20 protein-coding genes are annotated in these 21,973 nt (G+C 61.2%); 16 read left to right on the plus strand and 4 right to left on the minus strand.

The features are described from left to right. Positions 1–5 precede the first annotated feature (5 nt). From iscX to ACIOVD_RS03850, 12 genes are all read left to right on the plus strand, one after another. Positions 6–206, plus strand: a complete 201-nt coding sequence (gene iscX / locus ACIOVD_RS03795) for a Fe-S cluster assembly protein IscX (protein ID WP_008084655.1) — start codon at positions 6–8, stop codon at positions 204–206. Between the two features lie 88 nt (positions 207–294). After that, complete coding sequence (gene ndk / locus ACIOVD_RS03800) at positions 295–720, plus strand: nucleoside-diphosphate kinase (RefSeq protein WP_007916882.1); 426 nt, start codon at positions 295–297, stop codon at positions 718–720. 28 nt (positions 721–748) lie between these two features. Continuing rightward, complete coding sequence (rlmN, locus tag ACIOVD_RS03805; protein ID WP_401126227.1) at positions 749–1,897, plus strand: 23S rRNA (adenine(2503)-C(2))-methyltransferase RlmN; 1,149 nt, start codon at positions 749–751, stop codon at positions 1,895–1,897. Positions 1,898–1,909: 12 nt separating this feature from the next. Then, positions 1,910–2,668: a type IV pilus biogenesis/stability protein PilW gene (gene pilW, locus ACIOVD_RS03810; RefSeq protein WP_401126229.1), complete on the plus strand. Its 759-nt coding sequence runs from the start codon at positions 1,910–1,912 to the stop codon at positions 2,666–2,668. Continuing rightward, a complete protein-coding gene (locus tag ACIOVD_RS03815) occupies positions 2,668–3,657 on the plus strand; it encodes a RodZ domain-containing protein (RefSeq protein ID WP_401126231.1) in 990 nt (329 codons plus the stop codon). The genes pilW and ACIOVD_RS03815 overlap by 1 nt, the downstream gene beginning before the upstream one ends. 3 nt (positions 3,658–3,660) lie before the next feature. Then, the gene (gene ispG, locus ACIOVD_RS03820) at positions 3,661–4,770 is read left to right on the plus strand and encodes a flavodoxin-dependent (E)-4-hydroxy-3-methylbut-2-enyl-diphosphate synthase (RefSeq protein WP_095166042.1); all 1,110 of its coding nucleotides are present in this window, start codon (positions 3,661–3,663) and stop codon (positions 4,768–4,770) included. Between the two features lie 22 nt (positions 4,771–4,792). Beyond that, positions 4,793–6,082, plus strand: a complete 1,290-nt coding sequence (gene hisS / locus ACIOVD_RS03825) for a histidine--tRNA ligase (protein ID WP_095166040.1) — start codon at positions 4,793–4,795, stop codon at positions 6,080–6,082. Positions 6,083–6,122: 40 nt separating this feature from the next. Next, positions 6,123–6,764: a tetratricopeptide repeat protein gene (locus ACIOVD_RS03830; RefSeq protein WP_095166039.1), complete on the plus strand. Its 642-nt coding sequence runs from the start codon at positions 6,123–6,125 to the stop codon at positions 6,762–6,764. After that, positions 6,757–7,908 (plus strand): outer membrane protein assembly factor BamB, encoded by a 1,152-nt coding sequence (gene bamB / locus ACIOVD_RS03835; RefSeq protein ID WP_095166036.1) that lies wholly within the window; start codon positions 6,757–6,759, stop codon positions 7,906–7,908. Before ACIOVD_RS03830 ends, bamB begins: the two co-directional genes overlap by 8 nt. A gap of 183 nt (positions 7,909–8,091) precedes the next feature. Then, on the plus strand, positions 8,092–9,555 hold the full coding sequence (gene der / locus ACIOVD_RS03840) for a ribosome biogenesis GTPase Der (protein WP_095166035.1): 1,464 nt from the start codon (positions 8,092–8,094) through the stop codon (positions 9,553–9,555). Positions 9,556–9,701: 146 nt separating this feature from the next. Beyond that, positions 9,702–10,850, plus strand: coding sequence for a pyridoxal phosphate-dependent aminotransferase (locus tag ACIOVD_RS03845; protein WP_095166034.1), 1,149 nt, complete (start codon positions 9,702–9,704; stop codon positions 10,848–10,850). Continuing rightward, entirely contained in the window at positions 10,838–11,629 is a 792-nt protein-coding gene (locus ACIOVD_RS03850) for an amidohydrolase (RefSeq protein WP_095166032.1), read from the plus strand. The genes ACIOVD_RS03845 and ACIOVD_RS03850 overlap by 13 nt, the downstream gene beginning before the upstream one ends. Before the next feature lie 153 nt (positions 11,630–11,782). On the opposite strand, the gene leuA is transcribed toward ACIOVD_RS03850, so the two are convergent. From leuA to ACIOVD_RS03870, 4 genes are all read right to left on the minus strand, one after another. Continuing rightward, positions 11,783–13,462, minus strand: coding sequence for a 2-isopropylmalate synthase (gene leuA, locus ACIOVD_RS03855; protein ID WP_320332958.1), 1,680 nt, complete (start codon positions 13,460–13,462; stop codon positions 11,783–11,785). Positions 13,463–13,820: 358 nt separating this feature from the next. Beyond that, on the minus strand, positions 13,821–14,642 hold the full coding sequence (locus ACIOVD_RS03860) for a peptidoglycan DD-metalloendopeptidase family protein (protein ID WP_159997795.1): 822 nt from the start codon (positions 14,640–14,642) through the stop codon (positions 13,821–13,823). 3 nt (positions 14,643–14,645) lie between these two features. Further along, positions 14,646–16,025, minus strand: coding sequence for an exodeoxyribonuclease VII large subunit (gene xseA / locus ACIOVD_RS03865; RefSeq protein ID WP_159998906.1), 1,380 nt, complete (start codon positions 16,023–16,025; stop codon positions 14,646–14,648). 44 nt (positions 16,026–16,069) lie between these two features. Beyond that, positions 16,070–16,966 carry a LysR family transcriptional regulator gene (locus ACIOVD_RS03870; protein WP_401126236.1) on the minus strand — a complete coding sequence of 299 codons (897 nt, stop codon included), beginning with the start codon at positions 16,964–16,966 and terminating at the stop codon, positions 16,070–16,072. A 99-nt stretch (positions 16,967–17,065) separates the two neighbouring features. Here ACIOVD_RS03870 and ACIOVD_RS03875 point away from each other — a divergent pair, with 99 nt between their 5' ends. The 4 genes from ACIOVD_RS03875 (at position 17,066) to guaA (ending at position 21,807) form a co-directional block, all read left to right on the plus strand. Beyond that, positions 17,066–17,833: a sulfite exporter TauE/SafE family protein gene (locus ACIOVD_RS03875; RefSeq protein WP_401126238.1), complete on the plus strand. Its 768-nt coding sequence runs from the start codon at positions 17,066–17,068 to the stop codon at positions 17,831–17,833. Positions 17,834–17,968: 135 nt separating this feature from the next. Beyond that, positions 17,969–18,517: a sugar ABC transporter ATPase gene (locus ACIOVD_RS03880; RefSeq protein WP_095166022.1), complete on the plus strand. Its 549-nt coding sequence runs from the start codon at positions 17,969–17,971 to the stop codon at positions 18,515–18,517. A 116-nt stretch (positions 18,518–18,633) separates the two neighbouring features. After that, entirely contained in the window at positions 18,634–20,103 is a 1,470-nt protein-coding gene (gene guaB / locus ACIOVD_RS03885) for an IMP dehydrogenase (protein ID WP_095166020.1), read from the plus strand. A gap of 126 nt (positions 20,104–20,229) precedes the next feature. Then, the gene (gene guaA / locus ACIOVD_RS03890) at positions 20,230–21,807 is read left to right on the plus strand and encodes a glutamine-hydrolyzing GMP synthase (RefSeq protein WP_095166018.1); all 1,578 of its coding nucleotides are present in this window, start codon (positions 20,230–20,232) and stop codon (positions 21,805–21,807) included. Positions 21,808–21,973 lie beyond the last annotated feature (166 nt).

The following is a 21,973-nucleotide window of genomic DNA, read 5'->3' on the forward strand; positions in this document are numbered from 1 at the left end:
CTGTCATGAGCTACGGTTGGAATGATGTTCAACGCATTGCAGAAGAGTTGGCCGAGGCCAAGCCGGGCGTAGACCCGTTTTCTGTCAATTTCGTCGATCTGCAGCAATGGATCAAAGAGCTGCCGGATTTTGACAATACCTCTGGTCGTGTTGGCGAGAAGGTGTTGGAAGCGGTTCAGACGCTCTGGGCTGAAGAATTGGACTGATCGTCCCCGCAGGTTAGGCAATACCCAAGAACCCGCGTATAATTCGCGGGTTTAATTTTTCGCAAATTACTGTTTCTGGAGTTACACCATGGCTGTTCAACGTACTTTCTCCATCATCAAGCCTGACGCTGTTGCAAAAAACGTTATCGGCGAGATCACCACTCGTTTCGAAAAAGCTGGCCTGCGCGTTGTAGCTTCGAAACTCAAGCAACTGTCCAAAGCTGAAGCCGAAGGCTTCTACGCTGAGCACAGCGCTCGTGGTTTCTTCGGCGACCTGGTTGCTTTCATGATCTCCGGCCCGGTTGTTGTACAGGTTCTGGAAGGCGAAAACGCTATCGCTCTGAACCGTGAGCTGATGGGCGCTACCAACCCTAAAGAAGCTGCTGCCGGCACCATCCGCGCTGACTTCGCTGACTCCATCGACGCCAACGCTGTACACGGTTCGGACTCCGAAGCCGCTGCTGCTCGCGAAATCTCGTACTTCTTCGCAGCTACTGAAGTAACCACTCGCTAAGCATTGGCTTAAGAGTGAAGGTGAATCCATGACTACATCGACTGTTAAAACTAACCTGCTGGGTCTGACTCAGCTGGAAATGGAAAAATTCTTCGACTCAATCGGGGAGAAGCGTTTCCGTGCCGGTCAGGTAATGAAATGGATTCACCACTTTGGCGTCGACGATTTCGACGCCATGACGAACGTCAGCAAGGCCCTGCGCGACAAGCTCAAGGTCATTGCTGAAGTCCGTGGTCCCGAAGTGGTCAGCGAGGACATTTCCAGCGATGGCACCCGTAAGTGGGTGGTGCGCGTGGCGTCCGGCAGCTGTGTCGAGACCGTTTACATTCCCCAGGGCAAACGCGGCACCTTGTGCGTTTCGTCCCAGGCAGGCTTTGCCCTGGATTGCAGTTTCTGCTCCACCGGCAAGCAAGGCTTCAATAGCAACCTCACCGCCGCCGAAGTCATCGGCCAGGTGTGGATTGCCAATAAATCGTTTGGCAGCATCCCGGCGACCGCCGACCGTGCCATCACCAACGTGGTGATGATGGGCATGGGTGAGCCGCTGCTGAACTTCGACAACGTCATCGCCGCCATGCACCTGATGATGGACGACCTGGGCTACGGCATTTCCAAGCGCCGCGTGACCCTGTCGACCTCCGGTGTGGTGCCGATGATCGACGAGCTGTCCAAGCACATCGACGTATCCCTGGCGTTGTCGCTGCACGCACCCAATGACGCATTGCGTAACCAATTGGTGCCGATCAACAAGAAGTATCCACTTAAGATGCTCCTCGAGTCGTGCCAGCGCTACATGTCGTCCCTGGGCGAAAAACGTGTGCTGACCATCGAGTACACCTTGCTCAAAGACATCAATGACAAGGTCGAGCACGCGGTGGAAATGATCGAGTTGCTCAAGAACATCCCGTGCAAGATCAACCTGATCCCGTTCAACCCGTTCCCGCACTCCGGTTACGAGCGGCCGAGCAACAACGCTATCCGGCGTTTCCAGGACCAACTGCACCACGCTGGCTTCAACGTCACGGTGCGCACCACCCGCGGCGAAGACATCGATGCCGCCTGTGGTCAATTGGTCGGGCAGGTGCTGGATCGCACCCGCCGTAGCGAACGTTACATCGCTGTGCGGGAATTGAACGCCGACAGCGATCTGGCGCAAGACGCTGCGAATCGTACCTAAGAGAGGATCTCTATGTCCCTGCGCGTTGCGCTGCTCCTGCTGTTGGCCAGCCTCTCGGCTGGCTGCGTCTCATCGGGTGATTTCGATCCAATGAAGACCAGCAAGGGCCGTGACGAGGCGCGAGGTGCCTATGTGCAACTGGGCATGGGCTACCTGCGCCAGGGCATGACCGAGCAGGCGAAAGTCCCGCTGCGCAAAGCCCTCGAGCTCGACAGCAGTGACGCCGATGCCAACGCCGCCCTGGGCCTGGTGTTCCAGGCAGAAATGGAACCGGAACTGGCCGAGCAGCACTTTCGCAAGGCCCTCGCGGCCCGCCCGGGCGATGCGCGTATCCTCAATAACTTCGGCAGTTTTCTCTATGAAGAGAAACGCTACAAAGAAGCCTACGAGCGCTTTCAACAGGCCGCTGCCGATAGCCTTTATCCTGAACGTTCGCGGGTCTTCGAGAACCTCGGCATGACGGCCGCGATGCTCGGTCAGCGTGATCTGGCCCGGCAACAGCTGGAAAAAGCCCTGCGCCTGAACCGCCAGCAACCGCGGGCTTTGCTGGAAATGGCTGAGTTGTCCTTCGAAGACAGGCATTATGTGCCCTCGCGTGACTATTACGACCGTTTTAGCCTGCTCGCCGAGCAAAATGCACGTAGTCTATGGCTCGGCGTTCGGCTGGCCAGTGTGTTCGAAGATCGCGACAAGGCTGCCAGTCTGGGCCTGCAATTAAAACGACTCTATCCCGGTACGCCGGAATATCAGCAATACCTGTCGGAGCAATGATGAAAGCGGCGCATCCCGAAGTTGTAGCAGCGACTCGCGTAAACCCCGGAGAGACCTTGCGTCAGGGCCGCGAAAGCAATGGTTGGTCGTTGGCTGAAGTAGCGGTAAAGCTCAATCTCACCGTGATTTCCCTGGGTAACCTGGAAGCTGGCGCGTTCGACAAGTTGCCAGGGCATACCTTTGCCCGCGGCTATATCCGTACCTATGCCAAATTGCTCGGCATGGACCAGGCCGTCCTGGTTCAGCAATTCGACCAGCACACCGGCACCGACGCCCAGGGCAGCAACGTCCATAGCCTGGGACGTATCGAGGAGCCCAGCCGTATTTCCCATACCATCCTGCGCATTGTCAGCCTGCTGTTGCTGATTGCGGTCGTGGGCGGCGGTTTTGTCTGGTGGCAGGATCAAACCTCGCTGCGCACCAAGGACTTGATCGGCCTGAACCCCGAGCACGTCGAAGTCGAAGGCGCCGACGGCACTACCCAGATCCATCCGCTGGACGAGCCGGAAGACCAGGCCGTCGTCCAAGCCCAGACCGAAAGCACCACTCCACTGGCCTTGCCTGAAGGTGCCTCCGAGGCCCCAGCCGCGCAAACTACCCAGGTCCCGGCGGCGACGCCTGCTGCGCCTGTGGTTGCGACGCCAGTCACCCCTGCGGCACCTGTCGCCCCGGTTGCTCCCGTGGCCCCGGCACCCGTGGTCAGTGCGCCGGTAGCGCCTGCCCCGGTGGCAACCGCGCCGGTGGCCGGCTCTGGCCAGGTCCGTATCCAGTACGTGTCCGACTGCTGGACGCAGGTCTCCGACGGCAACGGCAAAGTGCTGTTCAGCGGTCTGAAACGCAAGGGCGAGACCGTCGATGTCAGCGGCAAGCCACCCTTTGCTGTCCGCCTGGGCTTTGCCCGCGGCGCGCAAGTCAGCTACAACGGGCAAGCAGTCGATGTAGCTCCGTTCACCAGTGGCGAGACTGCTCGCCTGAAGTTGGGTCAATAAGTCATGCACGGCGAATCTCCAATCAAACGTCGCGAATCCCGCAAGATCTGGGTCGGTTCGGTACCGGTGGGCGGTGATGCGCCTATCGCTGTGCAGAGCATGACCAACAGCGACACCAACGATGTTGCTGCCACCGTGGCCCAGATCAACCGTCTGGAAGCCGCTGGCGTCGACATCGTGCGGGTTTCCGTCCCGGACATGGACGCTGCGGAAGCCTTCGGTCGGATCAAGCAGTTGGTGAAGGTGCCGCTGGTGGCCGACATTCACTTCGACTACAAGATCGCCTTGCGGGTCGCTGAACTGGGTGTCGATTGCCTGCGGATCAACCCGGGCAACATCGGTCGTGAAGATCGCGTGCGTGCGGTGGTCGATGCCGCCCGCGACCGTGGGATCCCGATCCGCATCGGGGTCAACGCCGGTTCCCTGGAAAAAGACCTGCAAAAGAAATACGGCGAGCCAACGCCGGCGGCGCTGGTGGAGTCGGCCTTGCGCCACGTCGAGCACCTTGAACGCCTGAATTTCCAGGACTTCAAGGTCAGCGTGAAGGCCTCCGACGTGTTCATGGCCGTCGAAGCCTACCGCCTGCTGGCCAAGGAAATCGTCCAGCCGTTGCACCTGGGCATCACCGAGGCCGGTGGATTGCGTTCAGGCACAGTGAAATCCGCGGTGGGCCTCGGTATGCTGCTCGCCGAAGGGATTGGCGATACTATCCGCATCTCGCTGGCGGCTGATCCGGTCGAGGAAGTGAAAGTCGGCTACGACATCCTCAAGTCCCTGCACCTGCGTTCCCGTGGCATCAACTTCATCGCCTGCCCGAGCTGCTCGCGGCAGAACTTCGATGTGGTCAAGACCATGAACGAGCTGGAAGGGCGCCTCGAAGATCTGCTGGTGCCGCTGGATGTCGCGGTCATCGGCTGTGTGGTCAACGGTCCTGGCGAAGCCAAGGAGGCCCATATCGGCCTTACTGGCGGCACGCCGAACCTGATCTACATCGACGGCAAGCCGGCGCAGAAACTGACGAATGACAATCTGGTGGATGAGCTGGAACGGCTGATCCGCCAGAAAGCGGCCGAAAAGGTCGAAGCCGACGCAGCGCTGATCGCTCGCGGCTGATCAAACGAATTAAGGAATTTTTGTGAGCAAGTCTCTGCAAGCCATCCGTGGCATGAACGACATCCTGCCCGAACAGACCCCGCTGTGGCGTCATTTCGAAGGCACTGTTTCGCGTCTGCTGGATAACTACGGTTACAAGCAGATCCGCATGCCGATCGTCGAGTTCACCGAGCTGTTCAAGCGCTCCATCGGTGAAGTGACCGATATCGTCGAAAAAGAGATGTACACCTTCGAGGACCGCAACGGCGATTCGCTGACCCTGCGTCCCGAGGGCACCGCAGCCTGCGTCCGGGCCGTGCTGGAGCACGGCATCACCGGCGGTGGCCAGGTGCAGAAACTCTGGTACATCGGCCCGATGTTCCGCCACGAGCGTCCACAGAAAGGCCGCTATCGCCAGTTCCACCAGATCGGTGTCGAAGTGTTCAACCTCGACGGTCCGGACATCGATGCCGAGCTGATCGTGCTGACCTGGCGCCTGTGGGGCGAGTTGGGGATCCGCGATGCGGTCAAGCTCGAGCTCAACAGCCTGGGCACCAGCGAGTCCCGTGGGCGTTACCGCGAGGCGCTGGTCGAGTACCTCTCGGCACGCCTGGACCAACTGGACGAAGACAGCCAGCGTCGGCTGAAGACCAACCCGCTGCGCGTGCTCGACACCAAGAACGCCGATACCCAGGCGGTACTGGTCGATGCACCGAAGATGGCCGACTACCTGGATGACGAGTCGCGCGCGCACTTCGAAGGCCTCAAGGCCCGTCTGGACGCCGCCGGCATTCCTTATGTGATCAACCCCAAGCTGGTGCGCGGGTTGGATTACTACAGCAAGACCGTATTCGAATGGGTCACCGACAAGCTCGGCGCCCAGGGCACCGTGTGCGCGGGCGGCCGGTACGATGGCCTGGTCGAGCAGATGGGCGGCAAGCCAACCACCGGCGTGGGTTTCGCCATGGGCATCGAGCGCCTGGTGTTGCTGCTGGAAACCCTGGAGCAGATCCCGCAAGAGATTTCCCGGCAGGTCGACGTCTACCTGTGCGCCTTTGGCGAGGCTGCCGAACTGGCCGCCCTGACCCTGAGCGAGCGGGTGCGTGACCAGTTGCCCAACCTGCGCCTGCAAGTGAACGCCGGCGCTGGCAGCTTCAAAAGCCAGTTCAAGAAAGCCGACAAGAGCGGTGCGCTGTACGCACTGATCCTTGGTGACGACGAGATGGCCCAGCAAGTGGTAGGTTTCAAACCCCTGCGTGGCCAGGGCGAACAACAAAGCATTGCCTGGGACGCGCTCGCCGCTCACCTGGCCACCTGCGTCGTGCAGGGTTGAAGCTGTCAAACAGCCGATTTAGCGAATAAGGAGTATTGGGGTGTCGAGTACCGAAGATGAACAGCTGGCGGATTTGAAGGACTGGTGGACGCGCAACGGTAAACCCCTGGTCACTGGCGGCCTGTTGGCGCTGGTCATCGTGTTCGGCTGGCAGGCGTTCCAGAAGTATCAGAGCAACCAGTCGCAAGGCGCCTCGATGCTCTACCAGGAATTGCTGGAAACCACGCTGACCCCGGACGGCAAGCCTGACGCGGCCCGTGTCGCGGACCTCGCCAACAAGCTCAACAGCGAGTTCGGTGGTACTGCCTACGCGCAGTACGGTCGCCTGTTCGTGGCCAAGGTCGCGGTCGACAGCGGCAAGCTCGACGACGCTGCCAACGAACTCAAGGCCGTGGCTGACAAACCGGTCAACCCGACCCTGGGCGAAGTGGCGCGTCAGCGTCTGGCCCAGGTGCTGGCGGCGCAGAACAAGACCGACGAAGCCCTGAAGCTGCTCGAAGGCGACGCGGACAAGGCATTCCTGGCTACTCGCGAGGAACTCAAGGGTGACCTGCTGGTCCAGTTGGGTCGTACCGACGAAGCCCATGCGGCATACCAGAAAGCCAAGGCGGCGCTGTCGGATGAAGCAGCGGTCGGTGGCCTACAAATCAAGCTGGACGACCTGGCCAAAGGGGATGCGTGACGTGATTCGTTGGAAACATGCAGCATTGCTGGCTCTGGCCGTCCTGGCCGCGGGTTGCAGCAGCAACAGCAAAAAAGAACTGCCACCGGCCGAACTGGTCGACTTCAAGGAAGAAGTGGTCCTGCAAAAGCAGTGGAGTCGTTCGATCGGTGACGGTCAGGGCGAAACCTACAACATGCTGGTGCCGGCCATCGACGGCGACACCATCTATGCCGGTGACGTGAATGGCACGGTCATGGCGATGGATCGCGGTAACGGTGACGTCAAGTGGGAGAAAGACCTCGAGCTGCCGGTTTCCGGCGCCGTCGGCGTGGGTTACGGGCTGGTCATGGTCGGTACCCTCAAGGGTGAAGTCATTGCCCTGGATGCCATCAACGGTGAAGAGAAGTGGCGTGCCCGGGTCACCAGCGAAGTGCTGGCCCCGCCTGCCAACAACGGTGATGTGGTCGTGGTGCAAACCCAGGACGATCGGCTGATCGGTCTGGACGCCGCCACTGGCAACCAGCGTTGGTTGTACGACAGCACCCCGGCGGTCTTGACCCTGCGCGGCACCAGTGCGCCGATCGTGACCAACCGCCTGGCGCTGGCCGGTCTGTCGACCGGTAAAGTGGTGGCGCTGAACATCAACAACGGCGTGCCGATGTGGGAAACGCGTGTAGCGATCCCGCAGGGCCGTTCCGAGTTGGATCGTGTAGTCGACATCGACGGTGGCCTGCTGTTGTCCGGCGGTACCCTGTATGTCGCCAGCTACCAGGGTCGCGTTGCGGCACTGGACCTGGAGAGCGGTCGTCAGCTGTGGCAGCGTGATGCTTCCAGCTACGCCGGTGTCGCTCAAGGTTTCGGCAACGTTTATGTGAGTCTGTCTTCGGGTACCGTTGAAGGCGTCGACGAACGTTCCACCACAGCCTTGTGGAGCAACGATTCGCTGGCCCGTCGTCAACTGTCGGCCCCGGAAGTGTTCTCCAGCTACGTTGCAGTCGGTGACCTGGAAGGTTACCTGCACCTGTTGAGTCAGGTGGATGGCCGTTTCGTCGGCCGTGAACGCATCGACAGCGACGGCCTTCGTGCCCGTCCGCTGGTGGTGGGTGACACGATTTATGTGTATGGCAACAGCGGCAAACTGGAAGCGCTGACCATCAAGTAAGAACTATGCTGGACCTATAGGTAGGAGCGAGCTTGCTCGCGATGGACGTCAACGATAACGCGTGCAGTCTGGATAAACGCGGTGTGGTGACGTTCTTCGCGAGCAAGCTCGCTCCTACACGAGCACCAGCCGCTGCCTCGCAGCGGCTTTTGTATTTTCTGAAATAACGAAGTGGAGAGCCGCATGGTTCCCGTAATCGCCCTGGTGGGCCGACCGAACGTCGGCAAATCCACCATGTTCAACCGCCTGACCAAAAGCCGCGACGCTATTGTCGGCGACCTTTCCGGTCTGACCCGTGATCGCCAATACGGTGAGGCAAAGTGGCAAGGGCGCTCCTATATCCTGGTCGATACCGGTGGTATTTCCGGTGACGAACACGGCATGGACGAAAAGATGGCCGAGCAGTCGCTGCTGGCCATCGAAGAAGCCGATGTCGTTCTGTTCCTGGTAGACGCCAAGGCGGGCTTCACCGCCGCTGACCAGATGATTGCCGAGCACCTGCGCAAGCGCAACAAACGCTCCCTGCTGGTTGCCAACAAGATCGACAACATCGATCCGGAAATGGCCCGCGCTGAATTTGCCCCTTTGGGCATGGGCCACGCCATTGGCGTTGCCGGTGCACAAGGTCGCGGTGTCAACACCCTGCTGGAAGCCGCCCTCGCCGATTTCCCGCGTGACACCGAAGAAGAGGATCTGAACGCCAACGTCGCCGAAGGCGAAGAAGCGGTACGGATTCCTGGTCCAAGCGAAAAAGACGGCATCAAGATCGCTATCATCGGCCGGCCGAACGTCGGCAAGTCGACCCTGGTCAACCGCATGCTCGGTGAAGACCGGGTGATCGTCTATGACGAACCCGGCACCACTCGCGACAGCATCTACATCCCGTTCGAGCGTAACGACGAGAAGTACACGCTGATCGACACCGCGGGTGTGCGCAAGCGCGGCAAGATCAACGAGGAAGTCGAAAAGTTCTCGGTGGTCAAGACCCTGCAAGCGATCAAAGACGCCAACGTGGTGATCTTTGTGATGGACGCCCGTGAAGGCGTGGTCGACCACGACCTGAACCTGCTGGGCTTTGCCCTGGAAGCCGGTCGCGCCATCGTTATCGCACTGAACAAGTGGGACGGCATGACGTCGTCGGAACGCGACTTCGTGAAGATCGAGCTGGAGCGTCGGTTGTTCTTCGTCGACTTCGCCGACATCCACTTCATCTCGGCCTTGCACGGCACTGGCGTGGGCAACCTGTACCAGTCGGTACAGAACTCGTTCAAGTCGGCGATCACTCGCTGGCCGACCAACCGCCTGACCCAGATCCTCGAAGACGCCGTGGGCGAGCACGCGCCGCCGATGGTCAACAACCGCCGGATCAAGCTGCGCTATGCCCACTTGGGTGGTGCCAACCCGCCGCTGATCGTGATCCACGGTAACCAGGTCGAGAAGGTTCCGAATTCCTACGTGCGTTACCTGGAAAACACTTACCGCCGTGTGCTGAAGCTGGTCGGTACGCCGATCCGCATCGAGTTCAAGGGTGGCGAGAACCCGTATGAGGCGAAGAAGAACACGCTCACCGACCGCCAGGTCAACAAGAAGCGTCGTTTGATGTCGCACCACAAGAAAGCCGACAAGAAGCGCCGCGATAAAAAGTGAGCCGCTTCGAGTGATGAGCTTGTAGCTTGTAGCTCAAACCAGAAAAAGGGTCCTCTTCAGGACCCTTTTTTGCATCTGCTGGGTTGAGGCTTGACCACTTGCCGCTTGTCGCTTGAAACTCATGGCTCACCAGCAGGGGCCCACTGATGATCACCAGCAAGCTGCCGAATGTCGGCATCACTATCTTCACCCAAATGTCCCAGCTCGCGGCTTCGAGCGGCGCGCTCAACCTGTCCCAGGGCTTCCCCGATTTCGATGGCCCGCAAGCCCTGCGCGATGCGCTGGGGTGGCATGTTGCCAATGGGCACAACCAGTATTGCCCCATGACCGGCCTGCCGGCATTGCGCCAACAGGTGGCGGCCAAGATCGCCCGCAGCTATGGGGTCAGCGTCGATGCCGAGGATGAGGTGACGATCACCCCGGGTGCCACCCAGGCGATCTTCTGCGCGATCCAGGCGGTGATCCACAGCGGTGACGAGGTCATCGTCTTTGACCCGGCCTATGACAGCTACGAGCCCTCGGTGGCCCTGGCAGGCGGGCGCTGCGTGCATGTGCAACTGGCGGCGAAGGATTTCTCGATCGACTTCCAGGCTCTTAAGGATGCGCTCAGCCCGCGGACGCGGATGATCATCCTCAACTCGCCGCACAACCCCAGTGGCGCGCTGATTTCCCGTGCCGAGCTGGAGCAACTGGCCGAGTTGATCCGTGACCGCGACATCTACCTGGTCAGCGACGAGGTCTATGAGCACCTCGTTTATGACGGCGTACCCCATGTCAGCGTGCTGGCCCATGAAGAGCTGTATCAACGCGCCTTTGTGGTCAGTTCGTTCGGCAAGACCTACCACGTCACCGGCTGGAAGACCGGCTACGTGGTGGCGCCACCGGCCCTCACGGCAGAGCTGCGCAAGGTGCACCAGTACGTCAGCTTTTGCGGCGTAACCCCGTTGCAGTACGCGCTGGCCGACTATATGGCGGCCCATCCGGAGCACGTCGAACAACTGCCGGCGTTCTATCAGGCCAAGCGTGACCTGTTCTGCGATCTGTTGCAGCCATCGCGATTCAGCTTTACCCGGGTCACCGGGACGTATTTCCAACTGGTCGATTACTCGCAGATCCGCCCGGACCTGAACGATGTCGACATGGCTGTCTGGATGACCCGTGAGCACGGCGTGGCGGCGATTCCGGTGTCAGTGTTCTACCAGAACCCACCGCAGGAACAGCGCCTGGTGCGCCTGTGTTTTGCCAAGCGAGAGGAGACGCTGCGTGAGGCGGCGGAAAAATTATGCGTGATCTGAGCAACCTGCCCAACCTCAACCTGGCGCTGATCCAGACCACCCTGGCCTGGCACGACCGCCAGGCCAATCTCGAGCACTTCGAACTGTTGCTGGAGCAGGCGCGCGGCGCGGACCTGATCATCCTGCCGGAGATGTTCACCACTGGTTTCTCCATGGAGTCGGCCACTCTCGCCGAAGCGGAAAACGGCCCGACCAGCAAATGGCTGCGGACCCAGGCGGCGAAGCTGGATGCGGTGATCACCGGCAGCATCATCGTCCAGGCCGCCGATGGCAGCCACCGCAACCGCCTGCTGTGGGCGCGACCCGATGGCGAAGTCTGGCATTACGACAAGCGTCACCTGTTCCGCATGGCGGGCGAACACAATCACTTCACGCCTGGCGAGCGCCAAGTGCAGTTCGAACTCAAGGGGTGGCGCATACGCCCGCTGATTTGCTACGACCTTCGCTTCCCGGTGTGGAGCCGCGATCCCCAGGACACTGACCTGCTGCTGTACACCGCCAACTGGCCGGGCGCGCGCCGCCAGCACTGGAATCGCCTGCTGCCGGCCCGGGCCATCGAGAACCTGTGTTACGTCGCTGCGGTGAACCGGGTGGGTACCGATGGCAAGGGCTTTGCCTATACCGGCGACAGCCAGGTGCTGGACTTCCAGGGCGAGACCCTGCTCAGCGCTGGCGAGGCGGACGGGGTGTTCCAGGTGGTGCTCGACGCGGCCGAACTGGCCGCCTACCGCACACGGTTCCCGGCGAACCTGGATGCCGATACCTTCGAGTTCACCTGAATTTCGCATCGTCTGATCTGGCCTCATCGCGGGCAAGCCCGCTCCCACAATGGATTGCACACCCTCTGTGGGAGCGGGCTTGCCCGCGATGAGGCCCTCAAGGACAAACAAAAAGGCCCCGAAATTCGGGGCCTTTTGCATTGCAGCGTAGGCTTAAGCCGCTTTGGCCTGTGGCTGGCTCAGGGAGCGGTTCAGCGCGCTGAACAGGGCCTTGAAGCTGGCGGTGGTGATGTTTTCATCGATGCCCACGCCATGCACCGCGCGTTCGCCGTTGACTCGCAGTTCAATGTAGGCCGCGGCCTTGGCATTGGTCCCCGCGCCGATGGCGTGTTCGTTGTAGTCCATGATCTCCACCGGGATTGGCAAACCGGCCACCAGGGCTTCCAGGGCGCCATTGCCCTTGCCGCGCCAGTGCAGGTTGGTTTCGCCCTGGCCCTTGCTCGAGACTTCCACTTCCACGGCGCTGTGGCCGTTTTCTTCCTGCAGGCGATGGCTGACCAGCGCGTACGGGGTGTTGGCCTGCAAGTACTCGCTGTGCAGCAAGGCGTGGATCTGTTGTGCGGTCATCTCGAGGCCCAGGCGATCGGTCTCGCGTTGCACCACCTGGCTGAACTCGATCTGCATGCGGCGCGGCAAGTTGATGCCGTATTCCTGTTCCAGCAGGTAGGCAATCCCGCCTTTGCCGGACTGGCTGTTGACGCGGATCACCGCCTCGTAGCTGCGCCCGATGTCGGCCGGGTCGATCGGCAAGTACGGCACTTCCCACAGGGCGTCCGCCTGCTGCTGGGCGAAGCCCTTGCGGATAGCGTCCTGGTGGGAGCCGGAGAACGCGGTGTGCACCAGGTCGCCGACATAAGGGTGACGTGGGTGCACGGCAATCTGGTTGCACTCTTCGACGACTTTACGCACGCCGTCGATGTCGGAGAAGTCCAGCTCAGGGTTCACGCCCTGGGTGTAGAGGTTCAAGGCCACGGTGACCAGGTCGACGTTGCCGGTGCGCTCGCCGTTGCCGAACAGGCAGCCTTCGACACGGTCGGCGCCAGCCATCAGGCCCAGCTCGGTGGCAGCAACACCAGTGCCACGGTCGTTGTGGGTGTGCAGGCTGATGAGCACGCTGTCACGACGGTTGATGTGGCGGCCGAACCACTCGATCTGGTCGGCGTAGATGTTCGGCGTGGCGCACTCGACGGTCGCAGGCAGGTTGAGGATCATCTTGTGTTCCGGCGTCGGGTTCCAGACCTCGATCACCGCGTCACAGACTTCCTTGGCGAACTCCAGCTCAGTGGCGCTGAAGGTCTCTGGCGAGTATTCGAACGTCCACTCGGTCTCCGGCTGCTGCGCGGCGTACTTGACGAACAGCTTGGCGGCGCTGACCGCGATTTCCTTGATGCCGTCCTTGTCCTGGTTGAAGACGATCCGGCGGAAGGACGGGGAGGTGGCGTTGTAGAGGTGAACGATGGCCTTTTTCGCCCCGCGCAGGGATTCGAAGGTGCGGGCGATCAGGTCTTCACGACCCTGGGTCAACACCTGGATGGTGGTGTCGTCAGGGATGTGGCCGTCTTCGATCAAGGTCCGCACGAAGTCGAAATCGGTTTGCGAAGCGGCCGGGAAGGACGCTTCGATTTCCTTCACGCCCACCTGAACCAGGGTTTTCCAGAAGCGCAGCTTTTTCACCGCATCCATCGGCTCGATCAGCGACTGGTTGCCATCGCGCAAGTCGGAGCTGCACCAGATCGGCGCGGACGTGATGGTCTTCGACGGCCAGGTGCGATCTGGAATGTCGATGGTCGGGAACGCGCGGTATTTCGAAGACGGGTCTTTGAGCATGCTCATCTGGGAGTCCTTATTCTGTTGTTGGCCGAAAAGAGGCGGCCTGCCGGTGGATCACTGTTGCGTTGGATAAATCTAGGGGCGAGGCGCTGCGATTCAGCCTGGCAGTCGTGCGCTGACGAGGCACAGGCTGCGGTGCTGGCGAAGCTGAATGAGGGTGTGAGAGGTTTTCATGCTTTCAACCCTAACCGCGCCGGGAAAAGATGGCAAGCAGTCGAAAAACTTTGATAGGAATACTCGAAAAGTTACTTTTATCGAGATTTTATTGCGGGCTGTTTTGATAATTATCTGGATGTTTGCGTAGGGGTGGAGCAATGCGCAATTGAAGGCTGGCGATGAGGCCGCCAGCCTCGCCAATCCATCAGGGCTGGAATGCCCCAATGAAAATCGCCGGGTCAACCCGCGCATCGTTCAGGCTGATATTCCAGTGCATGTGCGGACCGGTCGCGCGGCCGGTGGCGCCGACCTTGCCGACCACGGCACCACGTGCCAGCGTCTGGCCGAGCTTCACGTCGATCTTCGACATGTGGCAGAACATGCTGATGAAGCCCTGGCCGTGGTCGACGAACACGGTATTGCCGTTGAAGAAGTAGTTACCGATCAGGATCACCTTGCCATTGGCCGGGGTCTTGATCGGGGTCCCGGCGGGTACGGCGAAGTCCAGGCCCGAGTGGGGATTGCGCTCTTCACCGTTGAAGAAGCGGCGCACGCCGAACTTGCTCGACAGTGGCCCGTTGACCGGTTTGTCCAGCAGCAGGTTGCTCGGGGTATTGGGGCTGAAAGTGCGGTAAGCCTGGATCTGCACGGCCAGCTCGCTCTCGATGCGCTTGAGGTTGGCCGGGTTGGGGTTGACCTGCTGGGTGTTTTTCAGGGTGATGCGTTGTTCCGGGTATTTCTTGTTTCCCACCGCGAAGCTCAAGTTGCGTCCCGCGCTGCTGATTTGTTGGGTACCTGGCTTGACGGTCAGGGGCACGCCGACTATCGCCAGCCAGTTGTTCTGTTCCTTGACCACCAGCACCGGCTTGCCCTGGTAGCTGGCTTTGGGCGCCTGCGCCGCAGAACCGAGGTCGACCACCGCCACACCACCCGGCACCGGCTTGTTCAGCAGGCGGGTGATGTAACTGTCGGCGTGGGCGTTGAAGGTCAGGCATAACAGCAGCAGCGGAGCAAAAAAACGCGGCATCGATCAATCCAGTAGAGAAAGGGTGACGGGTGTCAGGTGATTGTCTTCGACCCGGACCTGCAATTGGCCTTCGCCCAGCTTGGCTGTCAGGCGCTGGCCGGTATGGGTTTGTCCGGCGCTGCGGATCGCATTGCCACGTTCATCGAGCAAAATGCTGTAGCCACGGGCGAGTGTCGCGAGCGGGCTGACCACCTGCAGGGTCTGGACCTGACTTTGCAACTGCAGGCGCCGGGATTTGAGCCCTTCACGCATGGCCCGGGGCAAACGTTCGGCAAAACTATCCAGGCGCTGGCGCAGCAATGCCAGTTGCCGCCCCGGATGTTGCCCGGCGAGGCGGGTTTCCAGGCGGATCAAGCGTTCGCGGCGGGTGTTGAGGCTGCGCTCGAAGGCTCGACGCAGGCGCATGTCCAGGTCATCGAGGCGTTGTGCTTGTTGGCGCAGGCGTTCACCCGGATGGCGCAGGCGGCGGGACATGCCTTCCAGGCGCAAGCGATCGCGCATCAGGCGGTCGCGTATGCGCATCACCAGGCGCCGATGCAGGCTTTCGACCCGGCGCAGCAGATCGCTGGAGTCCGGTGCCAGCAGTTCGGCGGCGGCCGATGGCGTGGGCGCGCGGACGTCCGCCACAAAGTCGCTGATCGACACATCGGTTTCATGCCCGACGGCGCTGACGATTGGCGTGACGCAGGCATCCACGGCACGGGCCACGGCTTCTTCGTTGAAGCACCAGAGGTCTTCCAGCGAGCCGCCGCCCCGGGCCAGGATCAAGGCGTCAAAACCCCGGGCGTCGGCCAGTTGCAGGGCGCGGACAATCTGCGCGGTGGCCTCGCGGCCTTGCACGGCGGTGGGGATCAAGGTCAGCGACACCTGGGGCGCACGGCGGCGGAACACGCTGATGATGTCGCGGATCACCGCGCCGGTGGGCGAACTGATAATACCAATGCGTTGCGGATGGGCCGGCAGCGGCACTTTGCGCTCGGCGCTGAACAGGCCTTCGGCGCTGAGCTTTTCCTTCAGTGCATCGAATGCCAGGCGCAGTGCACCTTCGCCAGCGGGCTCGACAGTATCGAGAATCAGCTGGTAGTCGCCGCGTCCTTCAAACAGCGAGACCTTGCCCCGTACCTTGACGGCCAGGCCATCCTTGAGAGCCTGGCGCACCCGTGCGGCGTTCTGCCGGAACAGCGCGCAACGCACCTGGGCGCCGCTGTCCTTGAGGGTGAAATACACATGACCGGACGCCGGGCGGGCGAGGTTGGAGATTTCGCCTTCGACCCAGATGTTGCTGAACACGTCTTCGAGCAGCACCCGCGCGCGGCCGTTGAGTTGGCTGACGGTGAGGACTTCGCGGTCCAGGCCGAGTCTTGCAAAGGGATCTTTAATCATGGGGCGCATGATAAAGCCAATCTCCCGCGCAATGCACGATCCCCCTACGCCGGCCGGCTGATGTGTTCAACGAATTGCTCGACCAGCGCGCTGGGATCTTGCCGGCAGGCGAGGGCGACGCTGCTGTAGCAATCCGGGTCGGCCAGGGGCAGGAAGTGAATGTCCGGCGGCGCGATGTCCTGCATCGATTCCGGGAGCAGGGCAATGCCGAACCCGGCCTGGATCAGTTGCAACTGGGTGGTTTTGCGCGACACCACCCGCGCGGCCTTGGGAAAGAAACCCTGGCGCATGCACAGCTCGGCGGACAGGTAACTCAAGCCGCCGCGTTGCGGGTGCGGAATGGAGATGAACGGCAACTCCCTCAGTTGCCCCAGCTCGATGCCTTGTTCGGGTGTATTGCGCGCCAATGCATGCCCAGGCGGCACCGCCAGCAGCAAGCGTTCGCGGTACAGCTCGATGATCTGCACCCCTTCGCGCTGGCGCAGCACGGGCAGGCGCAGCAGGCCAACGTCCAGGCGACCCTCGGCGAGTTCCTGCAGCTGGGCCTCGGAGGATAGCTTGACGATGTCCATCGACACGTCCACCTGCTGCTCCAGGTAAGCGCTGATGCCGCGCAGCACCCGGCCACTCATGGGAACGGTGCTGGAGTGACTCAGGCGCAAGGTGCCGAGTTGGCCGTTGCCGACCTGCGTCGCCATCTCACTGGCCTTGAGCAGTTCACTCAGCAGGCTTGCGGCCCGAGGCAGGAAAGCCTGACCGGCGGCGGTGAGCCGTGGCTGACGCGCCGTGCGCTCGAATAGCGGGGTCTGCAGGCGGCTCTCCATGTCCTTGATCTGCCGGCTCAGGGCTGATTGGGCGATGAACAGGCGTTCGGCGGCGGCACTGAAGCTGCCGCACTCGGCGATTTCCACGAAGTAACGCAGTTGACGGGTCGAAAGCACAAGTCATGCCTTTTTGAGATGGGTTGAGGGTCGGGAAGATATTAGTCGCAATGCTCCGCGCTGGCTAAAGTGATCAGCGCCAAATTAAGGAAAGCCCTGATGAACCTGATCGAGTTATTGCAGCAATGGCCATTCGGCGCCACGGACTGGCTGATCATCGCCCTGGCAATCAGCCTGGCCTATATCGTGTTTGGCATTGCCGGTTTTGGCACGGCCCTGGTGGCGGGGCCGATCCTGATCCTGTTCCTGCCGCTGTCGAAAATCGTGCCCTTGCTGGTGCTGCTGGATTTTGTCGCCGCGTTCGGCAACCTGCTGCCCTCGCGCCGTGATGTGGCCAGGCCGGAGTTGTTGCGCCTGCTGCCGTGCATGGCGCTGGGCTGCACTCTGGGGGTGATCTTCCTGCTGAACCTCAAGTCCGACGTGTTGTTGCTATTGATGGGCCTGTTCATCACGGCCTACGCCATGTACAGCCTATGGGTGAAGGTACGCCCGGCGCAGCTGGCCGCCGGTTGGGCGATTCCCATGGGCACGGTCGGTGGCTTGTTTGGCGCGTTGTTCGGCAGTGGCGGCTTTTTGTATGCGATTTATCTCAACAGCCGCCTGTCCAAGGATGCCGCCCGCGCCACGCAAAGTGCCTTGATCAGTTGCAGCACCCTGGTGCGCTTGAGCCTGTTCCTGATCGCCGGGGTCTACGCCGAGCTACCCTTGTTACTGTTGGCCCTGTGTCTGTTGCCGGCCATGGCGCTGGGATTGTGGATCGGCCGGCGCCTGGCCCTGAAGTTGTCCCGCGAGGCCTTCGTGCGGTTGGTCACCTGGCTGGTGCTGGCCAGCGGGATTGCCTTGCTGACCCGCTACTTCAGCACTTGACCTGAGTCTGTCAGGGATTAAGCTGCCGGCCTTTAGGGCGCCATCGCGGGCAAGCCCGCTCCCACATCAGACTCGATCACCTGTGGGAGCGGGCTCGCCCGCGATGGCGGCAGTAGCCATACAGCAGGACTCGTCATGAACTCGCAAAGCATCCTCGTCCCGAAAATCTCCACCCTGCCGGTGCACGAACCCCGGGCGCGGGCGATTGTGCGGTGGCTGGTGCGCAAGAACATCATCGAAGAACAACTCACAACCTGCGGGCGCACTGGCAATCGCATGGCCCACGCCATTGCCCCCGGCGCGCGCGACGTGGTGCTGCACCCGCAGGCGCTGCCGTTCGGTGAGCCGATCAACGGCCTGGAGATCGTCACCAAGCGTTGCATCTATACCCCCGCCAAAGGGTTTCTCGAGGAGGCCGGCTGCGCCGAGTGCCGCAAGGAAGTCGGCGAGGCGCTGTTCGACAGCCTGGAAGACTGGATGCCCGGGCGCACCGACAACTTCATCTGCCCCGAGTGCGGGCATGAAGACGACATCAATGGTTTTCTGTTCTTGCAGGAGTGCGGGTTTTCCAACCTGGGCTTTATCTTCAACAACTGGGCCGAGGCCGGGTTCAAGCAGAGCTTTATCGACGAATTTGCCGAGTGGCTGGACTTGCCGGTCAGTTGGGTCAAGGTCGAGTTGTAGGCGACAACAACCCCCGTCGATCACCGCGTCGATAATAGACAGAGTTTTACATTGAACCTGAGGGGGTGTCTGACTATAATGTCGCGCTTCCAATTTCCCGCTCGGGAGCCCCCGCGATGCTGCGTATCAGCCAAGAAGCTCTGACCTTCGACGACATTCTTTTAGTGCCCGGTTATTCCGAAGTACTGCCTAATGAAGTCAGTTTGAAGACCCGCCTTACCCGTGGCATCGAGCTGAATATCCCACTGGTTTCCGCCGCCATGGACACCGTCACTGAAGCCCGTCTGGCAATCGCCATGGCTCAGGAAGGTGGCATCGGCATTATCCACAAGAACATGACCATCGAGCAGCAAGCTGCCGAAGTGCGCAAGGTCAAGCGTTACGAAGCCGGTGTGGTCAAGGACCCGATCACCATCGAGGCTGACGCCACCGTTCGCGAACTGCTCGAACTGACCGGCCTGCATAACATCTCCGGTGTTCCTGTGCTGCACGATGGCGACCTGGTCGGCATCGTCACCTCCCGCGACGTCCGTTTCGAAAACCGTATGGAAGCCACTGTCCGTGAAGTGATGACGCCTAAAGAGCGCCTGGTCACGGTCAAGGAAGGCGCCGACAAGAACGACGTGCGCGAACTGCTGCACAAGCACCGCATCGAGCGCGTGCTGATCGTCGACGACAAGTTTGCCCTCAAAGGCATGATGACCGTCAACGACATCGAAAAAGCCAAGGCTTACCCGCTGGCCAGCAAGGACGATCAAGGTCGTCTGCGTGTGGGCGCTGCCGTCGGTACCGGTAAAGACACCGGTGATCGCGTCGCAGCCCTGGTCAACGCCGGCGTTGACGTGGTGGTGGTCGACACCGCCCACGGTCACTCCAAAGGCGTGATCGACCGCGTGCGTTGGGTCAAGCAGAACTTCCCGCAAGTCCAGGTGATCGGCGGCAACATCGCCACCGGCGCTGCTGCCAAGGCCCTGGCCGAAGCGGGCGCGGATGCGGTCAAGGTCGGTATCGGCCCTGGCTCGATCTGCACCACCCGTATCGTCGCGGGTGTCGGCGTGCCGCAAATCAGCGCCATCGCCAACGTTGCCGCTGCCCTTGAAGGCACTGGCGTGCCGTTGATCGCCGATGGCGGCATCCGTTTCTCCGGTGACCTGTCCAAGGCCATCGTGGCCGGTGCGTCCTGCGTGATGATGGGCTCGATGTTCGCCGGTACTGAAGAAGCGCCAGGCGAGATCGAACTGTACCAGGGCCGTTCGTACAAGGCTTATCGCGGCATGGGTTCGCTGGGCGCCATGTCCCAGGCGCAAGGCTCCTCCGACCGTTACTTCCAGGACTCCTCGGCAGGCGCCGAGAAACTGGTTCCGGAAGGGATCGAGGGCCGTGTTCCTTACAAGGGCACCCTGAGCGCGATCATTCACCAACTGATGGGCGGCCTGCGTTCCTCGATGGGCTACACCGGCAGCGCCGACATCGAAGAAATGCGCACCAAGCCTGAGTTCGTGCGGATCACCGGTGCCGGCATGGCCGAATCCCACGTTCATGACGTGCAGATCACCAAAGAAGCGCCAAACTATCGGGTCGGCTGACGCCTCCAGCTACGAGCCACTAGCTATAAGCTGCAAGCGGTACTGCGTTCACGCAGCTACCGCGCAGCTTCCGATTACTTGCAGCTTGCAGCTTGAAGCTTGCAACTGCTTTCTGAGTTTTTATCCATGGCCCTCGACATTCACGCTCACCGCATCCTGATCCTCGACTTCGGTTCCCAGTACACCCAACTGATCGCCCGCCGCGTGCGTGAGATCGGCGTGTACTGCGAACTGCACCCGTTCGACATGGACGATGAAGCGATTCGCGAGTTCGCTCCCAAAGGCGTCATCCTCGCCGGCGGCCCCGAGTCCGTGCACGTCGCCGACAGCCCGCGCTGCCCGCAAGCGGTGTTTGACCTGGGCGTGCCGGTCTTCGGTATCTGCTACGGCATGCAGACCATGGCTGAACAGCTGGGTGGCAAGGTCGAAGGTTCCGAGCTGCGTGAGTTCGGTTATGCCCGCGTTGACGTGGTCGGCAAGAGCCGCCTGCTCGACGGCATCGAAGACCACATCGACGCCGACGGCCTGTTCGGCCTCGACGTATGGATGAGCCACGGTGACAAGGTCACCAAGATGCCGGAAGACTTCCACATCCTGGCCAGCACCCCGAGCTGCCCGATCGCCGGCATGTTCAACGACGAACGCGGCTACTACGGCGTGCAGTTCCACCCGGAAGTGACCCACACCAAGCAGGGCGGGCGCATCCTGTCGCGCTTCATCCTCGACATCTGCGGTTGCGAAGCCCTGTGGACGCCGTCGAAGATCGCCGAAGACGCCATCGCCAACATCCGTGCCCAAGTAGGTACCGACAACGTGCTGCTGGGTCTGTCCGGCGGTGTCGACTCCTCGGTCGTTGCTGCGCTGTTGCACAAGGCCATCGGCGACCAGTTGACCTGCGTCTTCGTCGACAACGGCCTGCTGCGTCTGCACGAAGGCGAGCAAGTGATGGCCATGTTCGCCGAGAACATGGGCGTCAAGGTGATCCGTGCCAACGCCGAAGAGCAGTTCCTCAACAACCTGGCTGGCGAAAGCGACCCAGAGAAGAAGCGCAAGATCATCGGCCGTACCTTCATCGACGTGTTTGATGCCCAGTCCAACAATCTGGACAACATCAAGTACCTGGCCCAGGGCACCATCTACCCGGACGTGATCGAGTCGGCTGGCGCCAAGAGCGGCAAGGCCCACGTGATCAAGTCGCACCACAACGTGGGTGGCCTGCCGGAAGAAATGAACCTCAAGCTGGTGGAACCCCTGCGCGAGCTGTTCAAGGACGAAGTCCGTCGTCTGGGCCTGGAACTGGGCCTGCCGTACGACATGGTCTACCGTCACCCGTTCCCGGGCCCAGGCCTGGGCGTGCGGATCCTCGGTGAAGTGAAGAAGGAATACGCTGACCTGCTGCGTCGTGCCGACCACATCTTCATCGAAGAACTGCGCAAGGCCGACTGGTACCACAAGGTCAGCCAGGCGTTCGTAGTGTTTCAGCCGGTGAAATCGGTTGGCGTGGTTGGCGATGGCCGTCGTTACGCCTGGGTCGTGGCCCTGCGTGCCGTGGAAACCATCGACTTCATGACCGCGCGTTGGGCACACCTGCCTTACGAACTGCTGGAAACCGTCAGCGGCCGCATCATCAATGAAATCGAAGGCATCTCCCGCGTCACCTACGACGTGTCGAGCAAGCCGCCAGCGACCATTGAGTGGGAATGATCCCGCGCAAGCCTTGATGGCTTGATTGCCGGTATCAAAAAAGGCCGTGTGAACCTCGTGTTCATGCGGCCTTTTTGCGTTGTGGGGAGCGCTCGTCTGATTTGCCTGCGTCCCGTGGTCACGTCCGCTTTGCTGTTTCTTTCACAATTGCGGGTGTATCGTATTC

The organism is Pseudomonas sp. NPDC087626, assembly GCF_044743405.1.
Classification (GTDB): domain Bacteria; phylum Pseudomonadota; class Gammaproteobacteria; order Pseudomonadales; family Pseudomonadaceae; genus Aquipseudomonas.